Source organism: Bacillus cereus group sp. BfR-BA-01524 (genome assembly GCF_022662595.1).
Lineage (GTDB): Bacteria > Bacillota > Bacilli > Bacillales > Bacillaceae_G > Bacillus_A > Bacillus_A thuringiensis_S.
On sequence record NZ_JAKUDW010000074.1, the window covers coordinates 1 to 26,534 of the forward strand.

Below are 26,534 nucleotides of genomic sequence, written 5' to 3' on the forward strand. Positions count from 1 at the left end.
GCATCTAACTCTTGCTTATGTTGCTTAATTTCAGCTAATCGATCTCCCGTACTTTGCTGAGGAGTAGCATCATTTACTTCCGCATGAGCAGAGTTCGCGCCAGCAATCATTGCTAAAGCTAGTGTAGACGCAGCAATTGTTTGTTTTGTTTTCATATTTTTGTACCTCTTTTCTTTCATATGCATGAGCTATTTTGTGTAAAATTGAGCATATAGAAGTAGATTCTTCCATCATTATATACCATCTGCGCCGTCTAGAGGAAGTATTTGCATAATAATCTATGATTATGTAATTTTTATAGTCTCTTATTTTGGAGTAGGGGAGAACTCTTTAGCAAGATGGACAATTTTTAATATAGTAGAGTTTACATCCTTACTGTTACGAATAACAAACAAATAATCAGCTTCATTTTCTATAGGATCTACTACGTCTTCATGTAGTGATTCAACTTGTTGGCGGTGGAGGACTTCTTTGAAACTGGAATAGTTTCCCCTAAAAATATTTGTACTTCGTTTACTAAGGGCCACTCTTTCATAAAGTACATCATCTGGGATGTCAAAGTGAACTAATACGCGTATATATTCCTCCTTCTTAAACAATTCATTTAGCAAATACATTCGTCCGTTTAGGCTTCTATTTGAGTTACAAATAATAAGGTGTAAATTTGTATGTTCTTTCGCATAATCAACAATGAATTTTGAAAGACCGTGCTTTAGTGTATTTGAACCTTCTGTCGGCTGTAATTTTTCATAATGTGTGTTAATAAATTCAGCTTGGTTGTCTTGGTCCATAATAAAAGAATTAGGTAACTCTTTTTCGAGCTCTTTTGCAAATGTAGTTTTTCCACTGTGTGTTTTTCCTACTGTAATGATGACTAATCTTTTCATGACGCCCTCCATTTGTATTGTTATAAACTGGAATATTCGGTGTAGATCGAAATCTTCCTTCTAGAGATTACACAAATTGTTGGAGCGTAGTAGGCTGAAAACTTGACAAAAAAACTTATTTATGCTATAATTTACCAATATAAAAATAAGGTGTATAATAGGGTTCTCCTGGCCAGGGGAACCCTATTTTTGTTGTGAAAATGAAGGAGAGTGTATGTGCATGAAACAAGGTGAAGCAAGTGTAACGTCATTAGTATCGGCTTTCGGAAGGGCATATCATAGTGAATTTGATAATCCTAAAATCTTTGATGATTATGTAGCTAAAAATTTCATTTCACAAAAAGAACGTAACGATATTGAAACGAATATGGTTCAAGGTATACATTTTTTCAATAAAGATATCGCAGAGCAGTTTCAAGACAATCAAAAAGAGATATTAAAATGGATTACGCAAGTTCAGTTATCACCAACACCTTTAGCACGTGCGGCATATTGTGAAAGAGTATTACTACATGAAATTATATTAGGAGCAAAACAATACGCCATACTCGGTGCAGGCTTAGATACGTTCAGTTTTAGACACCGAGAATTAGAAAATAAAATAGAAATATTTGAAGTGGATCATCCTTCTACGCAAGCGTTTAAGAAAAAAAGAGTGAAGGAAGCAGAACTTGAAGTCCCAAATAACCTTCATTTTGTTTCGCTGGATTTTACGAAAGGATTTTCCTATGAACAGTTACAGAATGAAGGGTTTGAAAATAAAAAGACTTTCTTTAGTCTTTTAGGTGTTACGTACTATTTAACGAAAAAGGAGCTTGCTAGTTTAATAGAGTGTTTATTCGAGATAGTTCCAGTAGGGAGTTCTATCGTTTTCGATTATCCGGCTGAAAACTTATTTACGGAAAAAGGACTGTCCAATCGAGTGGAAAACATGGTGAAAATGGCTGCAGTAGGCGGAGAACCGATGAAATCGTGTTTTTCTTATACTGAAATGGAAGCACTGTTAGAGAAGGCGGGCTTACTCATTTATGAGCACTTATCACCAGAAGACATAAATAAATTATATTTTGAAGGAAGAAATGATTATTTAGAAGCTTTTGAGACGGTACATTATTTGCATGCGGTGAAGAGGTAGGAAATTAACAGGCATGGAGAGGAATCTCTGTGTCTTTTTTTATAAAAAAGGAAATGAGCTGTAGTGGTGGAAAATATAATTATAATTATAAATATATAATATATATAAATTAATGTTTTGTAGAAACTAAAGGAAAGGGGAAATAGAAGATGTTGAAATTACAAGGAAAATACAATGAAGCGAAAGTGTATACTACGAATGTAGAAGAAACGGCAGCAGGTCAAATACTCGATCTTTGTAACCAAGAATTCGTAAAGGGTAGCAAGATTCGTATTATGCCAGATACACATGCGGGTGCAGGTTGTACGATTGGGACAACAATGACGATTCAAGATAAAATTGTTCCTAATTTAGTCGGGGTTAACTAATCGGCTCAGACTGTAAACTACTCACTCAATTGACTGGGAACCCTAACGATAAAAGGCGAGGGCAATCAGCAGCCAGTGGTTATGGTGACATAATCGAATGGTTCAGAGACTTGTACCATGTTAGCAGACTAAGGTACAGAATTATTCTTCATCCATTTTGAGTTGAAGAGGAATAATTAATACGGTGAGCCTACAGTAGAGACTGCATATCTCGATGACTGTAGAGAAGGTATAGTCCACTCTTTCAGGAAACTGGGAGGTCAGTACGATATTGGTTGTGGCATGGAAGTTGTTATGATCGACAAAAAGAAAGAAGAAATCAACTTCGATCACTTAGACGAAACGATACGTAAATTTGTCCCAAGTGGTTTTCGTATTCGAGATAAGGAACATAGATTTTCAAAAATGATTGATTTTAATAGTGTAAGAGCCCCATTTACATTGCAACGAGCTCAAAAGAGTATTGGTACGCTTGGCGGGGGCAATCATTTTGTCGAACTGAATGAGGATGATAAAGGAAATGTATACATTGTCATTCATAGTGGTTCGCGTAATTTAGGGAAACAAGTAGCAGAGTATTATCAAAACTTTGCTTACGAGCAACTTATAAATGTTAAATCTATTAAAGAAGAAATGATTGAGCGTTTAACGAAAGAAGGTAGACAACGAGAAATACATGAAGCTTTACGTAAAATTAAGAAACCGGTGATTCGTAAAGAATTAGCTTATTTAGAAGGACAAGGATTTAAAGATTACATGAATGATATGAAAATTGCTCAAAAGTATGCGGAGTTAAATCGTAAAGCGATGATTGATGAAATCGTCACTAAAATGGATTGGAAAGTAACCGATCAATTCACTACAATTCATAACTACATCGATATGGAAAATATGATTCTACGAAAAGGTGCTATTTCAGCTCAGAAAGATGAACGAGTAATCATTCCAATTAATATGAGAGACGGTTCTATCATTGCATTTGGTAAAGGGAATCCAGATTGGAACTTTTCTGGCCCTCATGGAGCAGGACGTATTATGAGCCGTAAGAAGGCGAAAGAAGTACTTAACTTAGAGGATTTTCAAAATACAATGACAGAGGTTTGGACTACATCTGTAGCAGAAAGTACTTTAGATGAAGCACCAATGGTATATAAGCCAATGGATGAGATTGTTGAGAATACAAAGGACACAATTGATATCAAACATGTCATTAAGCCGATTTATAATTTTAAGGCGAACTAGAAGGGGAGGAACTTTTATTGTAATGAGGTATAGTGCTGGAAAGTATTAAGCATGGTGCTATTGGAAATAGGGAAATTGTGAAGAATAATTTAAATGTTTATTTGGGTGTAGTAGCAGCTGTAAGTATGTTTATCCTTTCAATTATTTTTCTATATTTCAACCCTTATAGCACTCAATTACTTGATAAAGAAGTATATATCACTGTATTGTTTATTTTGCTGCTTCCGTCTTTTTTAGCTTTTATTGTAGCGCTTGTTAGGAAAACTGTGTTGCTGATGCTTTGTGGCGCGTGGTTAGTACCTGGGACTCTGTACCTTAGTATAGCTGCGATGCCAACGTTACGGAATTATTTTTAAGGGTTTATTTTATATCTATCGTTTGGGTGAAAAAGAGAATTGCTTAAAGAGAGTAGTTCTCTTTTATTTTTTATTAAGCTATTGAAACGGAAATGAAAGGATGAGGGATGTAATGAAGAGGGGACTATCTAAATTAGCAGATATACTAGTCAACCACTCTACTAAAGTGCAACCTGGTGATCATGTGTTAATTCAAAGTGTTACGGAAATAGACCCTATAGTAGTTCGTGAAATTATTAAGTCAGTGGAAAAAGCAGGTGGATATGCACATGTATCAATGCGTGACGTTTCTGTTACGAGGCAATTAATTTTGTCTGGATCTGAAGAACAGTTTAAGTTATTTGCAGATTGGGAGTGTTACCGTTTAAGTAAGATGCAAGTATATATTAATCTCCGTAGTCCTAGAAATGCATACGAATTAGCAGATGTACCAGCAGAAAAAATGAAATTATATCAAAAGGTATTTGGAAAGGCTCATAGTGAAGCAGTGTATAAAACGAGATGGGTGACAACTCGAATTCCGAATGAGGCTTCAGCGCAAGAAGCGAATATGAGTACCGAGGCTTATGAGAAATTTTATTATGATGTTTGTACGTTAGATTACAAAAAAATTTCGAAAGCAATGGATCCGTTAAAAGAATTAATGGAAAAGACAAAACAAGTGAAAATCATTGGGAATGGTACGGATTTGAATTTTTCCATTGAAGGAATCGGTGTTTTAAAGGGAGATGGTACAGATAATATACCTGATGGCGAAATATATACAGCACCTGTCAAAAATTCAGTGAATGGGATAGTAGCGTTCAATACAGTATCTATTCAACAAGGTTATGCGTTTCAAAATATTAAGTTACATATTAAGGATGGGAAAATAATAGAGGCATATGCAAACGATACAGAGCGAATAAATCGAATTCTTGATACGGACGAGGGAGCAAGATATATCGGAGAGTTTGCACTGGCTTTTAACCCTTACATACTACATCCGATGAATAATACGTTATTTGATGAAAAAATAAATGGTAGTTATCATTTAGCAATTGGGGATTCGTTACAAGGTGCAGACAACGGGAATCAATCAGCGATACATTGGGATTTAGTGAATATTCAAAGATCAGAGTATGGCGGGGGTGAAATTTGGTTTGATGATGTACTGATTAGAAAAGATGGGTGTTTTATTTTACCAGGGCTGTTAGGATTAAATGAAGAGAATTTAAAAAGGTAAAGTGCTTTTTGGAAGTTGTGTAAAGGAGATTAAAACCCTAGGACAGGGGCAAGATAGGAGGAAGTTAAAATGGGAAAGAGTGAAATGTTTCAGGATTTTAATTTTAAGTTAGTGGTAATTGAAGCTTTATTAGATAAAGAGCCACTATTTCTAAAAGAATTGAAAGACTTAATAGAAAAGCATACGAATAATTTTGAATGGTATTCAGGAGTTGGGCCAATTGTTGAAATCAAAGCTTTTTTAGAAGCGTTAACTTTGGAAATAAGTGATTTGGAAAAGATTGAGTCCCTTTGCTTTGATGGTGGGAATGAAATTTATCATATTAAAGCCTGATTGGGACGGTGAAGACAGTTTATTTGATGTTATATCTGTTGAAGGATTTCAAAATCTAAAAAATTTAAAAACAGTGGAATATATTTCAATGTGTTACCCGAAAGTATTAGAACCATTAAAACAAGCTGGAATAGAAATTGAGGATTAATGAAGAGAATTTAAAATGGTAAAGTACTTTATTGAAATTGTGTAAAGGAAATTAAAACACAACATATTAAACGAAGTGATTTATCGTATAAATTTACATTCAGTTAATATTAGTAGGTTAATAGAAAAATTAGTGTTAATTGTTAAATGGGGCGTGTAAAAAAGACAAAATCTCTTAAAAAACACTTAAATTTTTACTCCATCAATCTTTACAATCTCCCCCTATAATGTGAATTGGACAAGCACCTAAGAGAAAGCAGAACATGTCAGTTTGTACATTCTATTATTAGGGGGAGAATTTGTATGAAAAAGACAGTTGCTTCGTTAGCAGTTATGGCGGCATTATTACCGACGTTTTCAGTGCATGCGGAAGGGAAAGAGCAAGTCCGAAAATCAGCTACAACTTTTAACGTTATTAGTGATATTCAAGGGGATTTAGGGGATTTTGATCATGTGCTAAAAGATATGAACAAAGTGACGCCACTTTCTAGAGCGCTTATTATGAATGGGGATATAACGCCGACTGGACAACAGTCACAATATGATGATGTAAAGCGTGTGTTAAATAAAAATAAGCATCCAGAAAATGTATGGTCTACTGTTGGAAATCATGAGTTTTATGCTGGTAAATGGACAGCGGATGGGAAACTCTCTCAAAGTACATGGCCAAATGGTGTAACGGAAGAAACACTATTTGGTCGCTACTTACAATTTAGTGGACAAGAAAAGGTATATCATAAAAAAGAATTAGATGGCTATCCACTTTTATTTTTAGGAACTGAAAAATATATGAAATACCACGATTCAAAAATGTGGGACGAAGTATATATGAGTGATGAGCAATTAGGTTGGTTAAAACAAAATTTAGAAGAGTATAGTCAAAAAGATAAAAATAAGCCAATCTTTATTTTCTCTCATCACGTTTTACCTGATACAGTATCTGGATCAAGACAATCACCATATTTACAAGATTATTTAAACGTGGATAAATTGTACGATATATTAAAAGACTATCCGCAGGTTGTTTTCTTCACGAGTCATACACATTGGGATTTAAACTTACCTGACTGGGCTGGTAAAAAGAAAATTACAGGCGGAGATGAAAAAGGTTTCACTGTTGTAAATACGGGCGGGATTGAAACAGGCTGGATGTCAGCAGGACCAAATGGAGGAGAGAAAACTGCTCCAGATGGCTATTCATTTAAACAAGGGTTACAAGTAAAAGCATATGGTAACGATGTAATTGTGACAGCTTACGATTACAAACGTGATAAGGATATAAAGAAGTTATTAATTAGTGATTCAAAAATTGCGCAGATGGCACCAAATGTAATGGCAGATGATCGTAAAAATATAATTGTCGGTGCAAATGAATATATGGAGTATTCTATAGAAGGAACGAATGAGTGGCATACGTATAGTCAAGCAAATCCTCCGAAATTTGATGGAGATAAAGTCGTATACGTACGCCATAAAGGTGAAATGAATTTAGAGCCGGGATTAACGCAGTTACTTCGTTTTTCGGTAAATAAGTGATTGGAGGGAGTCTGCATTTGAATGTGTGGGCTCTTTTTTTGTTGATGAGAAAGGGGTTGCCTGTCTGTCGTTTTTTGTCGATAGATCGATATATTTGAAAAATCGTTGATATATTGTAAGTAATGAACGATATATTTAAAAAATCGTTGATATAAATTTCATGTACCGTAACTAAGTTAAAATCATTAATACGGTTTTACTTATCAAAATGAAATTCTAATACATTTTTAACCGAGAAAGGTGACTTCACCATTTTTACATGTAATAATAGTAACGTTACATATATTGTGAAAGAAGTACAAAAGGAGCGTTACAATGAATTTAGCTAAATTCCCGAGAAAAAAATATACAGAATCATATACACCAATTGAAAAGTTAAACAATTTTTCTGAAGCACTTGGTGGCCCGACTATTTATTTTAAACGAGATGATTTACTTGGTTTAACAGCCGGTGGTAATAAGACGAGAAAGTTAGAATTTCTAGTTGCGGATGCACAGGAAAAGGGTGCAGATACGTTGATTACAGCTGGTGGTATTCAGTCAAATCATTGCCGCTTGACACTTGCTGCTGCGGTAAAAGAAAAGATGAAATGTATCCTTGTATTAGAGGAAGGGCTTGAGCCAGAAGAGAAGCGAGACTTTAACGGTAACTATTTCTTATATCACTTACTAGGTGCTGAAAACGTAATTGTTGTACCGAACGGAGCAGATCTTATGGAAGAGATGCAAAAAGTAGCGAAAGAAGTTAGTGAAAAAGGTAATACACCATATGTAATACCAGTTGGCGGATCAAATCCTACTGGCGCAATGGGATACGTTGCTTGTGCGCAAGAAATTATGGCGCAATCATTTGAGCAAGGAATTGATTTCAGTTCAGTCGTTTGCGTAAGTGGTAGCGCTGGTATGCACGCTGGTTTAATTACTGGTTTTTCTGGAACGCAAAGCCATATTCCTGTAATTGGAATTAACGTAAGTAGAGGAAAAGCTGAGCAAGAAGAGAAAGTAGCAAAACTTGTAGATGAAACTTCAGCACACGTTGGTATTCCAAACTTTATCCCGCGCGACGCTGTTACGTGCTTTGATGAATATGTAGGGCCAGGCTATGCGTTACCAACGCCGGAAATGGTAGAGGCAGTTCAGTTACTTGCGAAAACAGAAGGTATTTTACTTGATCCAGTGTATACAGGTAAGGCAGTAGCGGGATTAATCGACTTAATTAAAAAAGGTAAATTTAATAAGGAAGACAATATTTTATTCGTACATTCAGGTGGTTCACCAGCTTTATATGCGAATACGTCTCTATTTGCGTAAGTGTAAAAAGCATTGGGTATCCAATGCTTTTTTGTTATATACTGGAATTATCGAGAGGTAGGAGGATTATATGAACTCAAATTTAAAATGGATCATATATACGGTACTCGGCATTTCTATTCTATTAATCTTATTTGTAGCTTATGGGGTGTATTCTTATTTTACATTTTAAAAGCGTAATGGAAGTGAACTATTATATACACTAAAGGCGGAGAGCGCTATGCAAATGAGAAATTTGTATTTAGTCTTCAGCGTGATTTGTTTATTTGTAGTAACCAGCTGTTCAAATAATATAGGAAATCATGATCAAACAATCGAAGTACAAAAACATGCTGGTGATAATCATTATGAGGATTTGAAGGTAATTACAGACAAGAATAAAGTATTGCAAGTAAAGAAAATATTAAATGATACTAACTTTGAAAATAAAAAGGTGGAAATGTCTCGTTCAGCTGATTATCAGTTTGTTTTTCAGTTTAAAAATCCGAAAATAGAGGCGAAAGCTGTGTTATATCAAATGTGGATTAATTCTAATAAGGATAAAGTAGAAATAATGGCGGGGGATAATCAGTACGCTCAATTAGCAGAGAAAGACGCAGCTGCTTTTATGAAGATTGTTACTGGTGAGAAGTTAGCTGAATAAAAGTATATGGTAGATTTTGCTCTCTAATTCCCCGCTTATTTTTCGCTTTGAGGGATAATTAGTGAGAAATATCGAATGAGAAGTAATCGTGAAATAGTAAAGAATATATTCACGGCTAAAAGAAGAGTTGTTTAAAAAACTCTCCGCATCGTTATGTAATGTTAATAAGAAGAAGTAGAGGGTAGAAGTAAATCTAAATAAAACCAAAAAGGGATAAATAGGGAAATGTAGAATCTTTATATATAAGATGTTCTGAATTTTTAGATATAAGGTAGAGTGGAGGAAGAAAGATGATTCAATTTCCTATGGAAGATGCTGAACAATTTTTTAGATCCTATAGTATTGGTAGGTTTACAGTTAGTGAAGATGAAGGAAGAGTAATTTTTAGTACAAACTTAAATGGTCATTCTAATTTATGGGCGATGGATTTACCCAATTTATCCCCTTATCCATTAACATATTGTAATCAATCAAGCAATTTTATTAAAATGGATTCTTTAAATCGATTTATTTTAGCTGGATTTGATAAAGATGGTGATGAAAATTATCATATTTATGCATTAAAACCAGAGGGTGGTGGATTGCTTGAATTGATTCCAGCAGGAGATACAGAAAAGGATTACTTTGTGCATTTAACAGAGGATGGGGAACGATTATACTATGTCACAAGTAAAGATAACCCAATGTTCTTAAACTCTCGTTGTTATAATATACGCACAAAAGAAGATACGCTGTTGTTAACTGGTGTGGAGACACCTACATATGTAGAGGCAGTAAGTCCGAATGAATCAAGTTACATTGTTTTAAAGTCATATAGTAATACATATAATGTAGGATATGTAAAAAAGGGAGAAGAACTTATTTGTTTAGTACCTTCCAGTGAGAAAGAACATACTGTAGGGTCCATTTGTTATATTGATGAAAATACAGTGATTTTTGTTACAAATTATGAAGAAGAGTTTTCCTATGTAGCTTCTTTTGATTTAAATAAACAGGAATTCAAACCAATTTGTAAAATAGAGAAGGAAGATATATTTGATATAAAATGGCATGCTGAAACAAAAAATGGCTACATTGTTTCGTCGAAAGGTGTTACAGATAGGTTATATAAATTTGTATGGGATAAAAAAGAGTTAATTCTATTGAATTCTCCGGTAGATACGATAAGTCAAATTGAAATTACAAAATCGGAAAATTTATATTTACTAGGTGAAAGCGCGACGAAAACAGCAAACATCTATTACAAGAAAAATAGAGATGCAGAATGGGCAGCATTAACAAAAAACTATGTTATTGGTCTATCTGAATCTTCTTTTGTTGAACCGGATGTTATAACATATGCCTCTTTTGATGGGTTAAACATAGAAGCATTATTATTCCGGGCGAAAGGAGAAGTACAAAACGGATATACAATATTTTGGCCTCATGGTGGTCCACAAAGTGCTGAGACGAAAGATTTCAGAGCATTATTTCAATATTTATTAAGGCAGGGATATAATATTTTTGCACCAAACTTTAGAGGTAGTACAAGATATGGTTCAACGTTTACAAAAATGATTGAAGGTGATTGGGGAGAAGCACCGCGTTTAGATTGTGTAGCAGGGATCGAATGGCTATTTGAACAGGGTATATCAAATCCTGATAAATTATTTGTTATGGGTGGTAGTTATGGAGGATATATGACCTTATTGCTTCACGGGCGTCATTCAGAGTATTTCCGTGCAGCCATTGACATTTTTGGACCTAGCAATTTATTTAGTTTTATCGAATCTATGCCTGAAAATTGGAAACCGCTCGCAGTTAATTTAATAGGTGATATTAATAATGATAAAGATAAGCTTATACAAGATTCACCAATTACTTACTTAAATCAAATGGATAAACCACTTCTTATCATCCAAGGGGCAAATGATCCACGAGTTGTAAAGGAAGAATCGGATCAAATTTTTCAAGCGTTGCAAGAACAAGGAGTAGATGTAGAATACCTAGTATTAGACGATGAAGGGCATGGATTTTCAAAAAAAGAAAATGAAATATATGTATATCGTCGCATAACAGAATTTTTAGCAAAGCATAAGTGAAAGTAATGGCATTTTACGGGGCATGATCATATTGCTATCAGGCTAAAAATACAGTGAAGTGACAATTCAATTATTGAATAAATAAGAATGAAACAACTTAATCGTTACGTAACAAAAACGCTATTCTTTCCCTAGAATCATAGGAAAGGATAGCGTTTTTGTTATGAACTTATCGATTTTGGATGAACTGGAATTGTTGTCTAAAGAGTTGCAACAGATTTTTTTATAAATTGAAAGACAAGGAGACGAACTTGGATGGAGTATTGAAAGCACACAATAAATATATTGAGGAGTGCATGTTTGAAAAGATTAAATCAATGGAAAATGAAATGTTTTGTTGGAATGTCTGGGCTACGGACCAATTCTATCACTTTGATTAACTAAAAGAAGAATTTCCCCATCCCGATTAGACTACTGATCATTCCTATTCCACTCATGGTGCCTTTTCCTGCTGTAAGTAAGTTTCCAAGCATTCCTAGCTGACCATTACCTCCGTTATTTCCCCATCCCATGGGACTTACCTGTCCACCCCATCCTGGAGGGTTTCCAAAAACACCCCATTTATTGGTACTAAAATTAAAAGGATTGGCTGGCGGCGATAGTAAAGCGGCAAGATTACCTTGTGCGAACATCCCTGTATGATTGAACGGTTGGATCCAGGGGGAGGGAGGTTTTTGAAAATTGAAACCTGCATGGCCTGGTAATGGAGCCCAATTAGCAGGCTGACCTTGTGGCATTATCCCTGCATAATTGATTGGCTGCCCCCAAGAGAAGGGAGGGGGATGGGGACTGAACCCCGTATAATTGGCTGATGAATCCCAACTAACTGGATAGACTCGACAACTCCAATTCTCAGGAATCTTCAAATTATTCATTACCTCATATTTAGTTATTTTGGGCTGTGAATATAATGAAATTTGGTTAGTATATTGTTCCCCGTTTCCTTTTGAATTCAAATACCAATATTGGTGCATACGCTTATTCCCCTCACTTTAAAAATGTAATGTTAGACTTAGCCTATGTAATATTCCTTTTTATGGATGGTTACATAACTAGATCTACAAGCCCGTATTTAAAGGAATGGGTGCGTGGTCTTGTTGATTTTTCTAGCTGCCTGTAAAATTCCCGATGATTTAAAGTTTCACTTTATTTTAGAAGGGTATTTTCAGTTGCTGCTTTTGTGTATTTCAGCTTAATTTAATTTCCGTTAACAAACGTTTTTATAAAAGTTTAATCAACAAAAAGATTTTAAAATGTTATGTTGAGCAATTGGAATTGCTAAAAAGAGAATATCCATTCGAAGAGTTTGGCAAAATACTGCAAGGATAATGTTTTCTTGTGCAAATATGCAAATGATTTAAACGAATCAATGAAATTTATAATGAAGGGGCAATTAAATATATGAGTGAAACATTACATAAAAGAAAACCACCATATTTAATGCTTGTAATCCTTTTTGTTGGGGCATTTGTTTCATTTTTAAATAACTCGCTTTTAAATGTAGCCTTGCCATCAATAATGAAAGATTTAGACATTAAAGATTATTCAACGATCCAATGGCTTTCTACAGGGTATATGCTTGTAAGTGGTATATTAATTCCGGCATCAGCATTTTTAATAACGCGTTTCTCAAATAGGAGTTTATTTATTACATCTATGGTGATTTTTATTTTTGGTACGGCCTTAGCGGCTGTAGCGCCGAACTTTGGTTTATTACTTACTGGTCGGATGGTTCAAGCGGCAGGCTCTTCAGTTATGGGGCCTTTGTTAATGAATATTATGCTAGTAAGCTTTCCAAGAGAAAAAAGGGGAACAGCAATGGGGATTTTTGGACTAGTTATGATTACAGCTCCAGCAATTGGACCGACACTATCAGGTTATATTGTAGAGTATTATGACTGGCGTTTGCTTTTTGAAATGATTTTACCGTTAGCAATCATTAGCTTACTGTTAGGAATTTGGAAATCTGAGAATGTCATGAAACAAAACAAAAATGCAAAACTTGATTATCTCTCATTACTATTATCTTCTGTCGGTTTTGGCGGTTTGTTATATGGATTCAGTTCTGCAAGCTCCGATGGTTGGACAAATAAAGTTGTCTTAACAACCTTAATCATAGGCGCTATTTCCCTAATTGCTTTCATTATCCGTCAATTAAAAATGGATGAGCCGTTATTGGATTTACGTGTTTACAAGTACCCAATGTTTGCACTTGCGTCTGTAATTGCAATTGTCAACGCGGTGGCCATGTTTTCAGGTATGATTTTAACACCAGCTTATGTACAAAACGTCCGTGGTATTTCGCCGCTAAGCTCTGGGCTGATGATGCTTCCAGGTGCGGTTATAATGGGGATTATGTCACCAATTACAGGTAAACTATTTGATAAATATGGCCCGCGGATTCTTGGCATAGTAGGGCTTTCCATTACAGCTGTTTCAACTTATATGTTGGCAAACCTGCAAATTGACTCTAGTCACACACATATTATTCTTATTTACACACTGCGGATGTTTGGAATGGCGATGGTGATGATGCCACTTATGACAAATGGTCTTAATCAATTGCCAACTCGCTTAAATCCGCACGGTACAGCTGTTAATAATACAGCTCAACAAGTGTCCGGTTCGATTGGTACTGCTATTCTTGTTACGATTATGAATTCTGTAACAAAAACAAAAGCTGAAAGTTTAATGTCTGATATAGATCCAACAACCTTCACAGAAACTACGAAGGCAATAGTAACTCAGAAGGCTTTATTATCTGGAATTCAATATTCATTTTATGTAGCGCTTGGCATGAATGTTGTTGCACTACTATTAGTTTTTTTCGTTAAACGTGTAGATACAAGTGCGGAAGCTGTCGAGAAGCTAAATCGGTAGAGAAAAATAAAACGCTTGATAATGATTCCTACAAGTTTTTTGCTGCTAAGGCGCCGGTATTTAAAGCTGGAAAAGAACTAAAAGAAGCAGGGAAATAATTATATAGTAAAAGAGGACCTGATGTTCATATCAGGTCCTCTTTCATTAATAACAAGGTATACTTGCTTATCGTATTGGTTTAACTAAACTACTGATTTTTCGAATACTACAATCTTAAGCTCGTCAACTTTTCTATTTTGGGGTGTTTTAGAAGAAAATGAATCAAAATAATCGTTTTTATAAACAAATACAAGAGATGAGATCCGTTTGCAATTTCTCATAAACATTATAATTTTAGATTATCTTTTAACACCAACATTAAAAGGCTCCAATTATATTAATTCGCTGCATTTTAATTTAGTATTTTTCTACAAGTTATAAATCTAATTGCCAAGCTTATACGCAATATCATAATCATGAATAGTTAGGGAAAAGATAAAATAAGGTAATCAATTACATATCTGTATCCCAGGAGATTAGTTGCTATTTCCTCTTTATTAAATGGGATATTTTATCCCGCTATTTGCCGGGCAGTAAGACCCCCACCTCAAAATTCAGCGGAAGCAAAGAAGTTAGGTGGGGGACCAACTGCCCGTAAAAGCCCGATTGGTGAGGGCTAATAATCAGTGGGGGATGAACAAAACCCCCACTGATTAAAGTTTCACTTTATTTCATGCTTTTTTGAAAGGGTGTTTTAAATGGAAAAAAAAGTATCTGTCATTCCTCAGCCGAAAACATATGGACCGCTGGGTAATCTCCCATTAATCGATAAAGATAAACCGACTCTATCGTTTATTAAGCTGGCGGAAGAGTATGGTCCCATTTTTCGAATTCAAACTTTAAGTGATACCATAATTGTCGTTTCCGGACATGAACTGGTAGCAGAAGTCTGTGACGAAACGCGGTTCGATAAAAGTATAGAGGGTGCTTTAGCAAAAGTCCGTGCCTTTGCTGGAGACGGATTATTTACAAGTGAGACTCACGAGCCTAACTGGAAAAAAGCTCATAATATTTTGATGCCTACATTCAGCCAACGGGCAATGAAAGATTACCATGGCATGATGGTTGATATTGCCGTACAACTCGTTCAAAAATGGGCACGGCTTAATCCGAATGAAAACGTAGATGTTCCGGAGGATATGACTCGCCTTACATTAGATACAATTGGTCTATGTGGTTTTAATTACCGATTTAATAGCTTTTATCGTGAGACTTCTCATCCTTTCATCACTAGCATGAGCCGTGCTCTAGATGAGGCGATGCACCAATTGCAGCGGCTAGATATAGAAGACAAACTCATGTGGAGAACGAAACGTCAATTTCAGCATGATATCCAGTCTATGTTTTCTTTAGTAGATAATATTATTGCTGAACGTAAAAGTAGTGGAGATCAGGAAGAAAATGATTTACTTTCCCGTATGTTAAATGTACAAGATCCGGAAACTGGTGAAAAACTAGATGATGAAAACATTCGTTTCCAAATTATCACTTTTTTAATAGCTGGGCATGAGACAACAAGTGGGTTGTTATCTTTTGCAATTTACTTTTTATTAAAGAATCCGGATAAGTTGAAAAAAGCCTATGAAGAAGTAGATCGGGTTTTAACAGATCCCACTCCAACATACCAACAAGTTATGAAACTTAAGTATATACGGATGATTTTAAATGAATCGCTACGTCTATGGCCTACTGCTCCAGCCTTCAGTCTCTATGCAAAAGAAGATACAGTAATTGGTGAGAAATACCCAATTAAGAAAGGAGAAGATCGTATTTCTGTTCTTATTCCACAGCTACATAGGGATAAAGATGCATGGGGAGACAATGTGGAAGAATTCCAACCTGAACGATTTGAAGAGCTGGATAAGGTGCCTCATCATGCTTATAAGCCATTTGGAAATGGCCAGAGAGCATGTATCGGTATGCAGTTTGCACTTCATGAAGCCACTCTTGTAATGGGAATGCTTCTTCAACATTTTGAATTAATCGATTATCAAAACTATCAGCTGGACGTAAAACAAACATTAACGCTAAAGCCCGGTGATTTTAAGATTAGGATTGTACCCCGAGAACAAACTATTAGCCATCCTACTGTTCTTGCACCTATAGAGGAAAAGCTGAAAACCCATGAAATTAAGCAGCACGTTCAGAAGACATCTTCTATTATTGGGGCCGATAATCTTTCGCTTCTTGTTCTGTATGGTTCGGATACAGGTGTAGCAGAAGGTATTGCAAGAGAACTAGCGGATACAGCTAGTTTAGAAGGGGTTCAAACGGAAGTAGTAGCTCTTAACGATCGAATTGGAAGTTTGCCAAAAGAAGGAGCGGTTCTTATTGTAACTTCTTCTTATAATGGAAAACCGCCAAGTAATGCAGGACAGTTTGTGCAGTGGTTGGAGGAACTAAAACCGGATGAGCTAAAAGGTGTTCAATACGCAGTTTTTGGTTGTGGAGATCATAATTGGGCTAGTACCTATCAACGGATTCCAAGATACATTGATGAGCAGATGGCTCAAAAAGGAGCAACAAGATTTTCTAAACGCGGAGAAGCGGATGCAAGTGGTGATTTCGAGGAACAGCTCGAGCAATGGAAACAAAGCATGTGGTTTGATGCGATGAAGGCATTTGGATTGGAACTCAACAAAAATATGGAAAAAGAACGCAGTACTTTGAGTCTACAGTTTGTCAGTCGTCTTGGAGGATCTCCTCTTGCACGAACATATGAAGCAGTTTATGCATCTATACTAGAAAATCGTGAACTCCAATCATCCAGCAGTGATAGAAGTACGCGACATATCGAGGTATCCTTGCCAGAAGGTGCTACGTATCAAGAAGGAGACCATCTTGGAGTGCTGCCAATTAATAGCGAGAAAAATATCAACCGAATTTTAAAATGCTTTGGATTAAATGGGAAGGATCAAGTCATACTGAGTGCAAGTGGACGAAGTATAAATCACATACCTTTAGACAGTCCTGTTAGTTTATTGGACCTTCTTAGTTATAGTGTCGAAGTTCAAGAAGCAGCCACTCGAGCACAAATACGAGAAATGGTAACATTCACAGCATGCCCTCCTCATAAAAAAGAATTGGAATCATTATTAGAAGAAGGAGTTTATCATGAACAAATATTAAAGAAACGTATTTCAATGTTGGATCTTCTTGAAAAGTATGAGGCTTGTGAAATCCGATTTGAACGCTTTTTAGAACTTCTTCCTGCGCTCAAACCGCGTTACTATTCTATTTCAAGCTCTCCACTCGTTGCACAGAATCGTCTGAGCATTACGGTCGGTGTTGTTAATGCGCCTGCATGGAGTGGGGAAGGGACATATGAAGGAGTCGCTTCTAATTACTTAGCTCGGCGTAATAATAAAGATGAGATTATTTGTTTCATTCGAACGCCACAATCAAACTTTCAATTACCTGAAAATCCAGAAACCCCAATTATCATGGTTGGGCCAGGTACTGGCATTGCACCATTCCGTGGGTTCTTGCAAGCGCGTCGTGTTCAAAAGCAAAAAGGTATTAAATTAGGACAAGCGCATCTATATTTTGGTTGTCGTCATCCTGAAAAAGATTATCTCTATCGTACAGAACTAGAAAATGATGAAAGAGATGGATTAATCTCTTTACATACAGCTTTTTCTCGTCTAGAGGGACATCCAAAAACATATGTACAGCATTTAATAAAACAAGATAGAATCAATTTAATTTCATTATTAGATAATGGAGCTCATCTTTATATATGTGGTGATGGAAGTAAAATGGCTCCGGATGTAGAAGATACCCTTTGTCAAGCATATCAAGAAATTCATGAAGTCAGTGAACAAGAAGCAAGAAATTGGTTGGATCGTTTGCAAAGTGAAGGACGATATGGAAAAGATGTTTGGGCTGGTATCTGAGTTTGTCTTAATTATATACGTAGTAACTAATGAGCTTCTTTCGAATAAGTGAATAACTCATTTATAAAAATCCTGTATTTATTATTGAATACAGGATTTTCTTATTTTTAATAAGCTGGACTGATACTGTAGAAAAAGAAAAAATCTCATATAAAACCAAAGCTATATAATCTTTGCTTGAAGGGCGAGGGGTTAACTAATTTCTTGACGGAATTTAAAATAAACCTCTGCACACTGGCTGAACAGTTTTAAGCACAGTGTCAAATCGTTGGGGGATTTATCAAATTAGGGATGCCTTCTATAACGTATGGGATGAATTTTGCCTTAGAATAGATAAATAATTTGACAATTAAAATGACCTCCTTTAATATACATGTCATAGCATGTATTTAGTGAAACAAACAAATTTATCGTGAATGATTGGCTCGTATGCTATATCCATTTTATATTTTAATTTATAGAGGTGATACATGAACTTACATGATTTAATAGGCTATCTTGTCCATCGTACTGATGTGAAAATGTCCAATTATTTTACGAAGAGGTTAAAGCCTTATGGATTTACCCCAGAGCAGTGGGGTATTATTAGTGTTCTTAGCAGCCAAAGGAGCACTACCCAAAGAGAATTAGCAGAAGCTATTGATAAAGATCAAACTACAGTCGTAAGAATGATACAGTCAATGGAGAGAAAAGAGATTGTAAAGAAGACTTTGAATGAACAAGATAGGCGTTCACATAACCTTTTTTTAACTGAAAAAGGTGACGAGTTAAAAAAAGCAATCTTGCCTGTGGTTCAAGACGCTCACAATTTTGTTACGAGTAATTTGAGTGAGGAAGAAATCGAACAATTAAAAACATTATTAAACAAATTATATGGTACACGCTATTAATACTTGTTCCTTATTGATGCTATTTATAAGGAACAAGCTTTGTTATATATGTGCTATAGCATATAATTTTTTTTTCGAAGGAGGATAGGGAGAGTTGTATTTTGTATGATATGGATTCAGAATCATTTTCATATCTAATATCACTCAATTTTTGTCTTATACATGCTATAGCATGCAGTTTTATCTGTTTCCTATTGAAAAGGGTAATGGCAACTACCTGAACGATACTGAGTTTTTATCAAATAATAAGAAAGATGTGATTACTATTTTAATTTTAATTAATGTTATAAAAGCTGTGTTATTTGTGTTCTTTTTAATGACAGGAACGAAAATTATATCCGGGAAAATGGCAGATGAGTTTAAAAGATTTGGTTTACCTTCTTTCTTTAATTTCTTAACTGGAGCTTTTGAGATTGTAGGAGCGATTGGAATGTTGATAGGTATTTGGATCCCGGTAGCAGCCTTATTAGCAGGATTCTTGTTAGGTGGTACGATGCTTGCGGCGGCACTTACTCTTATTGTATTAGCAAGAGATCCTTTTAAGAAAGCAATACCTGCGCTTGTCTTGTTCGTCCTCAGTTTAGGGGTAAGTTTATATCATATTTTTTAAACATAACTAAAAACCGTTACACGCTATGCGTTTAAGTTGAAATCATTTTGTAATTATTTTATAAATAGGGGATGTGAAAACATATGAATGAATTATTATTATTTAAGTTCTTAGCGTTTTTTTCTATATTAACGACAAGTATTGTTGCTGGAATTGTTTTTGCATACTCTAATTCAGTCATGCCTGGTCTTCGTAATGCGGATGATCGTACCTTCGTTCTTTCCGTTAGACATTTTACTTCATCAGTGGCCAATCCGATGTTTCTTTTTATTTCAAACGGTGCTCTTATAGCACAGGTTGGTTTTGTTGTATTATCCGTTTACTTACAGCAATTTGATACAGTCGTTTTAGGTGCAATCGCATTGATCAGTTATGTCGCCACGCTACTGATCACCTTCACAGGAAACCTCCCGATGAATAGAGTAATCATCTCGGCGGAACTACCTGTAAGAGATTCTGGCTGGGCTGAACTTAGAGTCCGATTTGAATCACGTTGGACGTTGCTGAATCACTTGCGTACCTTAACGTGTATGTTAAGTGTTTCGGCATTATTAGTAGCGTTGCTTATTCATTAGTATAGTGTATTTAGATAAATAGTGATTGACCGGACTATTTTAGTATCTACTAAATAAAAAACAGGACCTGATATTCATCTGCCAGGTCCTGTTTCATATAGATGATATTTTCCACACATTATCAATGTCTGTAATGTAGTTAGCCTTGTGGGTCAGCTATAAAATCAGATATTATTTTTTCGATATCGAAAGGAGTAATCCCTTTATCCAAAGAAAAAATGCTTTCTGCTTCCTTGATGTCTTGAACGAGTTCACCTCTAGCTTCAATATGTAATCGGAACAAGTCATATAAATTCGGTTTAACTAAATTAGTTAAAGCCTTTCCAACTAGTATCATACCTTTTTGATTAGCCTCGATGGTATTATCATAAGTTAGATCTCTTGTAAGAGACAAATCTGTCCAAATCAATTTTCGTTCCTTTAAGTCTAAAATAACTGGAATAGAAATTTGGGTGTCGGCAGTAATATCCACTTTATCTTGAACAGTAGAAGGTTCAAATATTTCACCTGAACCAGGATATTGACGAACCATCCAACCAGTAAAGCATTCTGGTAAATCTTTATACGGTTGGTCTGTGTAAGAAAGCAAAGTCATGACCACATAGCGTCCACCATATTTCAGCACAGACGGAATATCGAAATCAATGAATTCAGATGCCCCTTTTGGTGCAGAAGTAATATCTCCGCTATGGTAGGCCTTGAAATTTTTTGAACGTAAGTTTGTGAAGGAGACATGTTCTTTGTATTGCCAATCTTCGTCGTACATTGCAGCAGACAAATCAATGTCAACGCGTCCTGTATGTTGTCCATTCACATAGCCTTCTTTCCACCATAGGAAAAAACGAATTGTATCTCCTTCTGGTAAATCTACTTTACTTCCTCGAGATAATGTGCGAAGCGCTTTGCTGGCTGAACGTTGAGAGAAGGGAACTAAGTGATTTTTTAACTGTTCATCCAAAAATACTTTTCCGAGACTTGGAAGTTCTGCGAAGCGCTTTTTTAAAGTATCTTCACACATTTTTACAATCATTAAACAAATATCCTCTGAGATAAATGGAAGTGTATTTTCAATACCTATAGCTTTTGCTACATTTCCCTTTGGAAAAAAGGTACGAAATTCATTTTTATCATTTCGATGCTTAAAATGAGCCGTGAGTTGAAGTAATACAGGAGTAGAAACATTTCCTATTATACTTAGAAACTCTTCGAGAATATTGAAAACATCTGTTGACTTATCACTACATAAACGGATTAAATGATCCAAGCGTCTGGCAAATTCCCCCGGGCGAGTTTTTAAAAGATTTTTCGCTGTCATGATATCACGATTCAACAAAGCTGCTTCTATTTTTCCATTAAATGTTTCAACTTTAATGTTGTTGCGAAGAATCTCAAACGCTCGGTGGGTTTTTGGGAAACGAGTATGATATTCTGCTGGATGAAGAATTTCACCTAAACGAATCCAACGTTTTTTGTATCGAAGCATATCTTCGGTAATGTTTCCGCATTGCTCTAACAAGCCTAAAAGGAAGCGTCTTTCTGTTCGGTTAAACTTCTTGAATCGAACAGAGGTTGCTAAACTCACATCGCCTTCAGATAAAGCAACTGCAAGGCGAAGAACATCAGTTGCTGTTTTAAAATACTTTGCAGCAGCATCGGCTGATATTTTTCTGTTTATTAATAAAACCCCAATTATAAAAGACATATTTTCCTTATGAGGAATTACATTAGGTAGAAAACAGGAAACATCTTCAGTGTGTGTAATAGCCCATTCTACATCTGTCTTATCAGTTGAGGAAATAGAGCTGTTTGCACTAATCAATTGAGAAATCATTTGAGTGAAATCTTCTTCACTTCCTAAGTCAATAACTTTCAAATCAACTCTATCTAAAAGAGGAAGTCGTTCTTCTACTTTTGATACAGGTAGGCGTAACGTCACATAATGAATAACGGCATTGATGTATAAATCAGCGTCACTTAAATCCATCATTTGTTGCGGAAAGTTTGGATACATAGGAGTAAACTGAATATGTGCACCAACCATTTCTTTTAAATGTTTTACTAACTCTTTGTAAAACGATGTGAATGCATCAACCGAAAGTGATTGCAACTCTTCTATTAAAGGCTCGGAGAAAGTAAATCCTAAACTTTCCAAGTTTTTTAAAACAGTGGCTAAATAAATGTTCGGTAGTTTATTTTCTTCTCTTTTTATAATTACTTTCAAACTTCTTCTTATGTAAATAGAATTTTTCATGAGAACGCCAGCTATTCACTCCTTATAAAAGAGGGGAATAGTCTGACTGTCCTCCTTTCAGTGGTAGATTTTTATTTTTACATGCATAAACACACTAATTGTAGAGAAATGCACAGAGGGTACATAGCTATTTTTTAGTGAAAAATTAGAGGTATAACATTGAGTTGTTAAGTGGTAATTTGTTAATTAAGAAAAGAAAACCTCTACATCAATGGTTGATAAACTAGAGTTTATTCAATCCCAAAGAAGAAAGAGGTTTTATAGTCTAATTATTTTTCATAGGAAATTGACAACTCTAAAATAATTTGAAATTTCTACAAAGAAGGAAGAATTGTCATAGCCTATGTGTTTAACAGGAAAGTAACATCCCTATTTCGCCAAAGAAGTTAGAAGGAAGGAACGTCATAGCCTGTTTTACTAGTATATTCTCTTGCGAAAAGCAATTCAAGTATACTGTCTGATTTTTTATATTTTTCTTAAAGGGGAATTTTCATGTTTATCCCGCATTAACGGGTAGCCCGATTGGTGAGGGGGATTAAAGTTTCACTTTATAAATAGGGAGACCATCCCATGCCCTTTTTATAATACTATTACGAGAGGATTTTTATTTTTGATATATTATACCATTTATTTAATGGTATAATATGGTATGTATTCTGTGGAATGGAGTTGAATGAGTATTATAAATACAAAAGGTGAAATTAAAAAAACAAAAAGAAAAGTATTACTAACTATACTTACTATGTTAGTAATTATAATTGGATTTGGATATTGGAAACTTTTTAGTTTGCAAGGTGTTCCAAAAGGGGAATTAATTCGAACAGTGAAATCTCCAGATGGAAAATATCTCATCAAGACTTATTTTCATAATGCAGGATCATTAAGTGCGGATGCTGTTAGGGGTGAATTAGTTAACCTTGATACAGATTCAGAGAAAAATATATATTGGAATTATCCAGATACCGATCCATATATTGAATGGGTAAATAAGAATATTGTTAGAATTGGAGATCAAACTTTAGATGTTTCGCAGAAAGAAACCTATGATTGGCGTGATGATGATAAGCACGTTAAAGAAATGCCTAAACAGTTTATTAGATAAAACAAGAAAATTTAAATGTATTTAATCTTATTCGTTTAACTATAGATAGTATTATATGAGTGAAAAAGTCCATTTAAATCTTCTAAATGGACTTTTTTAGGTTTCTAGATACGACTACTGATAAAAATGGAACAAACTTGTTACTTAGGTTGTCTATTAAGTATACGTATAAAACAGGTGTTCATGATAGTTCAATCATTTTATGAAAAGTGAGATGCAAGAAGAGTGATATCCGATACACTCTTTAATTGTATCGGTATGTATAACACCTAGAAAAACCATATATTCTTGAAAGAGGTTGAAAATGTATGATAGTCTTAAACAAGTTTTTTAACATTTTACATTACAAAAAGATGGTACCTGTAGTATTTCTTTCATGTGCAACGCTTATAGGCTGTTCCGATGGCAATACTCAGTCTGAATCACCTAAACAAACGAAACAAACAAATCAAATCAAACAAGAAACTACTGGTAATGATTCTTTTGTTAAACTTGAAAAAGAATTTGATGCTAAACTCGGTATTTATGCATTGGACACTGATACGAATCAAACCGTTACGTATCAATCAGATAAACGGTTTGCATACGCATCTACCCACAAAGCTTTAGCTGTGGGAGTACTTTTACAAAAGAAATCAATAGAAGATCTAAATCAAAGAGTTTTGTATACTCGTGAAGATCTTGTTAATTACAATCCAATTACAGAAAAGTATGTTGATAGGGGTATGACTCTGAAAGAGCTTGCAGATGCTTCCCTTCGATATAGTGATAATACTGCACAAAATCTTATTCTTAAACAATTAGGTGGACCTAGTGAATTCAAAAAATCACTGAGAGAAATAGGAGATACCGTTACAAATCCTGAACGTTTTGAACCAGAGTTAAACGAAGTGCATCCAGGAGACGTACATGATACTAGTACCCCAAAGGCATTAGCTACTAGTCTTCAGGCTTTTGCGCTAGGAGATGTACTTTCAACTGAGAAACGGGATTTATTAATAGATTGGATGAAAAGGAATACTACGGGAGACAACTTAATTCGTGCTGGAGTTCCAGGAGGATGGGAAGTAGCTGATAAGACGGGCTCGGGATCTTATGGAACCAGAAATGATATCGCAATTATTTGGCCACCAAATAAAAAGCCAATCGTTCTTGCGATACTTTCTAATCATGATAAAGAGGATGCTAAATACGATGATAAGCTTATTGCAGAAGCAACCAAAATAGTGTTAGATGCCTTAAAAACTACAAATAAATAATAATAGTAATTAGTTATTGAAATTTTCCTGTTTTTCCGTCACAATACTGTGACGGTCTTTTTATGTATTTTACAAAGAATCGTCTTAAGTAAAGAAAAAAGATAGAAATCATCTCTATTAAGTTTATTAACTAAGTAACAACAAATATATGCTTTATTGTATACTTATTGCATTTAATGTGGAGGAATAAAATGGAGTCAAAAATTCTTATTGTTGATGATGATAAAGAGATTAGAAATCTAATCTCTGTATATCTGGAAAATGAAGGTCTAAAAACTCAAAAGGCAGAAGATGCTATAGAAGCTTTACAACTGTTAGAAGAAAAGGAATTTGATTTGATTATTTTAGATATTATGATGCCGAATATGGATGGCATTGAAGCATGTATGAAAATTAGGGAAGATCGCAATATGCCTATCATTATGCTATCTGCAAAATCTGAGGATATAGACAAAATTCAGGGCCTAGCCTCTGGTGCAGACGATTATTTATCAAAACCGTTTAACCCACTAGAATTAATCGCTAGGGTAAAATCCCAATTAAGAAGGTTTAAAAAATACAATACGTCCATAGAACATAATAAAAGCATTCTAGAAATTGGTGACTTAACCGTAAATACAGATACTCGTCAAGTATGGGTAAGGGGAAAAGAAACAAGGTTAACTCCAAAAGAGTTTGCTATTCTCGAACTACTTGCCCGCAACAAAGGGATTGTCCTGAGTGTAGCAAAAATATATGAAGCAGTTTGGAAAGAAGTTTTTTATAAATCAGATAATACCGTCATGGTGCATATTACAAAAATAAGAGACAAAATTGAAGAGGATTCCAAACATCCTATTTATATTAAAACTGTTTGGGGAATTGGGTATAAAATATGAAGAATGTTAGTTTCAGAAATAAGATCATTATAAAACTTCTTGGTGCTGTTGCAGTTAGTTTTTTTATTTCATTTGGTTTAACAATCCTCATTTTGGCATACGTCATAGATCCATTATTTATAAAACACGAAGAATTTGGTATGTTTGAATTCAATTTGGTATTGTTGTTCTTATTCGCGTTCGCAATCTTTACCTTTATAATCCTTTTTTTAATATTGGTTCGAAAGAAAATAGTATATTTGAAGCTCATTTCTGATAATGTGAATGATATTGCCAATGGAAAACTAGGTCTGACAATTGGGGTTAAGGGGAAGGACGAATTGACCCAGCTTGCTCAAAATATAAACTATATGTCTAAGGAATTGGAAAATACATTTGAACAAGAAAGACGATTAGAACGTACAAAAAATGAACTTATAACCAATGTATCTCATGACTTACGCACACCGTTAACATCTATTATTGGCTATATAGATTTATTAAAAAGAGGGCAATACAACAGTAAAATACAATTACAGGAATACCTTGAAACCACTTATTTAAAATCAAAGAGATTGAAATATTTAATTGATGAGCTGTTTGAATATACTCGTTTATCAGGCATAGATGCTAAGTTAAATCTTAATGAAGTTGATTTATCGGGTTTGTTGGAGCAAATAGTTGGAGAATACATTCCTATATTTGAAAAGGAAAGCTTAATCGTTCAAAAATCAATCACGCAAGAAACAATACCTATCTTCATAGATGTAGAAAAAATGGTACGTGTTTATGAAAATCTTTTTATGAATGCGATAAAGTACAGCATGAAACCATCCGAATTATCTATATGTCTTGAACTAATAGGTAACAAGGCAATGTTGAAAGTGTCAAATAAAGTCGAGAAACCGCCT

Annotated in this window: 21 protein-coding genes and 2 pseudogenes; 19 read left to right on the plus strand and 4 right to left on the minus strand. The window is 34.9% G+C overall.

Annotation, left to right across the window (positions count from 1 at the left end; translation table 11 throughout):
* Positions 1–155: pseudogene (locus tag MR170_RS22165) on the minus strand (LPXTG cell wall anchor domain-containing protein); the annotation flags it as partial.
* Between the two features lie 150 nt (positions 156–305).
* Entirely contained in the window at positions 306–887 is a 582-nt protein-coding gene (locus tag MR170_RS22170; protein ID WP_098640503.1) for an AAA family ATPase, read from the minus strand.
* A 220-nt stretch (positions 888–1,107) separates the two neighbouring features.
* On the opposite strand from MR170_RS22170, the gene MR170_RS22175 reads away from it, so the two are divergent.
* From MR170_RS22175 to MR170_RS22220, 10 genes and pseudogenes are all read left to right on the plus strand, one after another.
* On the plus strand, positions 1,108–2,022 hold the full coding sequence (locus MR170_RS22175; RefSeq protein WP_226603664.1) for a class I SAM-dependent methyltransferase: 915 nt from the start codon (positions 1,108–1,110) through the stop codon (positions 2,020–2,022).
* A gap of 149 nt (positions 2,023–2,171) precedes the next feature.
* Positions 2,172–2,390 carry an RtcB family protein gene (locus tag MR170_RS22180; RefSeq protein WP_029442788.1) on the plus strand — a complete coding sequence of 73 codons (219 nt, stop codon included), beginning with the start codon at positions 2,172–2,174 and terminating at the stop codon, positions 2,388–2,390.
* A gap of 282 nt (positions 2,391–2,672) precedes the next feature.
* Positions 2,673–3,632 (plus strand): RtcB family protein, encoded by a 960-nt coding sequence (locus tag MR170_RS22185; RefSeq protein WP_242309312.1) that lies wholly within the window; start codon positions 2,673–2,675, stop codon positions 3,630–3,632.
* Positions 3,633–3,664: 32 nt separating this feature from the next.
* Positions 3,665–3,988: a hypothetical protein gene (locus MR170_RS22190; protein WP_226603658.1), complete on the plus strand. Its 324-nt coding sequence runs from the start codon at positions 3,665–3,667 to the stop codon at positions 3,986–3,988.
* 112 nt (positions 3,989–4,100) lie between these two features.
* A complete protein-coding gene (locus MR170_RS22195) occupies positions 4,101–5,213 on the plus strand; it encodes an aminopeptidase (protein ID WP_242309313.1) in 1,113 nt (370 codons plus the stop codon).
* Between the two features lie 69 nt (positions 5,214–5,282).
* Positions 5,283–5,694, plus strand: a pseudogene (locus tag MR170_RS22200) (DUF6892 domain-containing protein).
* A 302-nt stretch (positions 5,695–5,996) separates the two neighbouring features.
* On the plus strand, positions 5,997–7,229 hold the full coding sequence (locus MR170_RS22205; protein WP_242309316.1) for a DUF4073 domain-containing protein: 1,233 nt from the start codon (positions 5,997–5,999) through the stop codon (positions 7,227–7,229).
* Between the two features lie 315 nt (positions 7,230–7,544).
* Positions 7,545–8,540 carry a D-cysteate sulfo-lyase gene (cuyA, locus tag MR170_RS22210; RefSeq protein ID WP_048565115.1) on the plus strand — a complete coding sequence of 332 codons (996 nt, stop codon included), beginning with the start codon at positions 7,545–7,547 and terminating at the stop codon, positions 8,538–8,540.
* A 220-nt stretch (positions 8,541–8,760) separates the two neighbouring features.
* Complete coding sequence (locus MR170_RS22215) at positions 8,761–9,183, plus strand: YhfM domain-containing protein (protein WP_016080997.1); 423 nt, start codon at positions 8,761–8,763, stop codon at positions 9,181–9,183.
* Positions 9,184–9,473: 290 nt separating this feature from the next.
* On the plus strand, positions 9,474–11,264 hold the full coding sequence (locus tag MR170_RS22220; RefSeq protein ID WP_242309317.1) for a S9 family peptidase: 1,791 nt from the start codon (positions 9,474–9,476) through the stop codon (positions 11,262–11,264).
* Between the two features lie 380 nt (positions 11,265–11,644).
* Here the strand turns inward: MR170_RS22220 and MR170_RS22225 are convergent, their stop codons facing one another.
* Positions 11,645–12,238, minus strand: coding sequence for a hypothetical protein (locus MR170_RS22225; RefSeq protein ID WP_242309319.1), 594 nt, complete (start codon positions 12,236–12,238; stop codon positions 11,645–11,647).
* A gap of 427 nt (positions 12,239–12,665) precedes the next feature.
* Here MR170_RS22225 and MR170_RS22230 point away from each other — a divergent pair, with 427 nt between their 5' ends.
* From MR170_RS22230 to MR170_RS22250, 5 genes are all read left to right on the plus strand, one after another.
* Positions 12,666–14,144, plus strand: coding sequence for a DHA2 family efflux MFS transporter permease subunit (locus MR170_RS22230; RefSeq protein WP_016081000.1), 1,479 nt, complete (start codon positions 12,666–12,668; stop codon positions 14,142–14,144).
* 737 nt (positions 14,145–14,881) lie between these two features.
* On the plus strand, positions 14,882–18,079 hold the full coding sequence (gene cypD, locus MR170_RS22235; RefSeq protein ID WP_242309321.1) for a bifunctional P-450/NADPH--P450 reductase: 3,198 nt from the start codon (positions 14,882–14,884) through the stop codon (positions 18,077–18,079).
* A gap of 470 nt (positions 18,080–18,549) precedes the next feature.
* Positions 18,550–18,969, plus strand: a complete 420-nt coding sequence (locus MR170_RS22240) for a MarR family winged helix-turn-helix transcriptional regulator (protein ID WP_242309323.1) — start codon at positions 18,550–18,552, stop codon at positions 18,967–18,969.
* A gap of 259 nt (positions 18,970–19,228) precedes the next feature.
* Positions 19,229–19,579 carry a DoxX family protein gene (locus tag MR170_RS22245; RefSeq protein ID WP_043315761.1) on the plus strand — a complete coding sequence of 117 codons (351 nt, stop codon included), beginning with the start codon at positions 19,229–19,231 and terminating at the stop codon, positions 19,577–19,579.
* 83 nt (positions 19,580–19,662) lie between these two features.
* Positions 19,663–20,154 (plus strand): anthrone oxygenase family protein, encoded by a 492-nt coding sequence (locus MR170_RS22250; RefSeq protein ID WP_016081004.1) that lies wholly within the window; start codon positions 19,663–19,665, stop codon positions 20,152–20,154.
* Positions 20,155–20,293: 139 nt separating this feature from the next.
* Here MR170_RS22250 and MR170_RS22255 read toward each other — a convergent pair whose 3' ends face one another.
* Positions 20,294–22,405 carry a TerD family protein gene (locus tag MR170_RS22255; protein ID WP_242309325.1) on the minus strand — a complete coding sequence of 704 codons (2,112 nt, stop codon included), beginning with the start codon at positions 22,403–22,405 and terminating at the stop codon, positions 20,294–20,296.
* A 673-nt stretch (positions 22,406–23,078) separates the two neighbouring features.
* Between MR170_RS22255 and MR170_RS22260 the strand changes: the two genes are divergently transcribed.
* From MR170_RS22260 to MR170_RS22275, 4 genes are all read left to right on the plus strand, one after another.
* Positions 23,079–23,507 carry a DUF5412 domain-containing protein gene (locus MR170_RS22260; protein WP_000022542.1) on the plus strand — a complete coding sequence of 143 codons (429 nt, stop codon included), beginning with the start codon at positions 23,079–23,081 and terminating at the stop codon, positions 23,505–23,507.
* Positions 23,508–23,815: 308 nt separating this feature from the next.
* Positions 23,816–24,766 (plus strand): class A beta-lactamase, encoded by a 951-nt coding sequence (gene bla, locus MR170_RS22265; protein ID WP_016081006.1) that lies wholly within the window; start codon positions 23,816–23,818, stop codon positions 24,764–24,766.
* Positions 24,767–24,957: 191 nt separating this feature from the next.
* Positions 24,958–25,644, plus strand: a complete 687-nt coding sequence (locus MR170_RS22270; protein ID WP_242309327.1) for a response regulator transcription factor — start codon at positions 24,958–24,960, stop codon at positions 25,642–25,644.
* Positions 25,641–26,534 (plus strand): histidine kinase dimerization/phospho-acceptor domain-containing protein (locus MR170_RS22275; RefSeq protein ID WP_242309328.1); only part of this gene is annotated, 894 nt, incomplete at its 3' end. The genes MR170_RS22270 and MR170_RS22275, both read left to right, overlap by 4 nt.

Excerpts from the sequence above, each read along its gene's own strand:
- MR170_RS22170 (WP_098640503.1), bottom strand. The coding sequence starts at position 887 with ATGAAAAGATTAGTCATCATTACAGTAGGAAAAACACACAGTGGAAAA.
- MR170_RS22175 (WP_226603664.1), top strand. The coding sequence starts at position 1,108 with ATGAAACAAGGTGAAGCAAGTGTAACGTCATTAGTATCGGCTTTCGGA.
- MR170_RS22180 (WP_029442788.1), top strand. The coding sequence starts at position 2,172 with ATGTTGAAATTACAAGGAAAATACAATGAAGCGAAAGTGTATACTACG.
- MR170_RS22185 (WP_242309312.1), top strand. The coding sequence starts at position 2,673 with ATGGAAGTTGTTATGATCGACAAAAAGAAAGAAGAAATCAACTTCGAT.
- MR170_RS22195 (WP_242309313.1), top strand. The coding sequence starts at position 4,101 with ATGAAGAGGGGACTATCTAAATTAGCAGATATACTAGTCAACCACTCT.
- MR170_RS22205 (WP_242309316.1), top strand. The coding sequence starts at position 5,997 with ATGAAAAAGACAGTTGCTTCGTTAGCAGTTATGGCGGCATTATTACCG.
- cuyA (WP_048565115.1), top strand. The coding sequence starts at position 7,545 with ATGAATTTAGCTAAATTCCCGAGAAAAAAATATACAGAATCATATACA.
- MR170_RS22215 (WP_016080997.1), top strand. The coding sequence starts at position 8,761 with ATGCAAATGAGAAATTTGTATTTAGTCTTCAGCGTGATTTGTTTATTT.
- MR170_RS22220 (WP_242309317.1), top strand. The coding sequence starts at position 9,474 with ATGATTCAATTTCCTATGGAAGATGCTGAACAATTTTTTAGATCCTAT.
- MR170_RS22225 (WP_242309319.1), bottom strand. The coding sequence starts at position 12,238 with ATGCACCAATATTGGTATTTGAATTCAAAAGGAAACGGGGAACAATAT.
- MR170_RS22230 (WP_016081000.1), top strand. The coding sequence starts at position 12,666 with ATGAGTGAAACATTACATAAAAGAAAACCACCATATTTAATGCTTGTA.
- cypD (WP_242309321.1), top strand. The coding sequence starts at position 14,882 with ATGGAAAAAAAAGTATCTGTCATTCCTCAGCCGAAAACATATGGACCG.
- MR170_RS22240 (WP_242309323.1), top strand. The coding sequence starts at position 18,550 with ATGAACTTACATGATTTAATAGGCTATCTTGTCCATCGTACTGATGTG.
- MR170_RS22250 (WP_016081004.1), top strand. The coding sequence starts at position 19,663 with ATGAATGAATTATTATTATTTAAGTTCTTAGCGTTTTTTTCTATATTA.
- MR170_RS22255 (WP_242309325.1), bottom strand. The coding sequence starts at position 22,405 with ATGAAAAATTCTATTTACATAAGAAGAAGTTTGAAAGTAATTATAAAA.
- MR170_RS22260 (WP_000022542.1), top strand. The coding sequence starts at position 23,079 with ATGAGTATTATAAATACAAAAGGTGAAATTAAAAAAACAAAAAGAAAA.
- bla (WP_016081006.1), top strand. The coding sequence starts at position 23,816 with ATGATAGTCTTAAACAAGTTTTTTAACATTTTACATTACAAAAAGATG.
- MR170_RS22270 (WP_242309327.1), top strand. The coding sequence starts at position 24,958 with ATGGAGTCAAAAATTCTTATTGTTGATGATGATAAAGAGATTAGAAAT.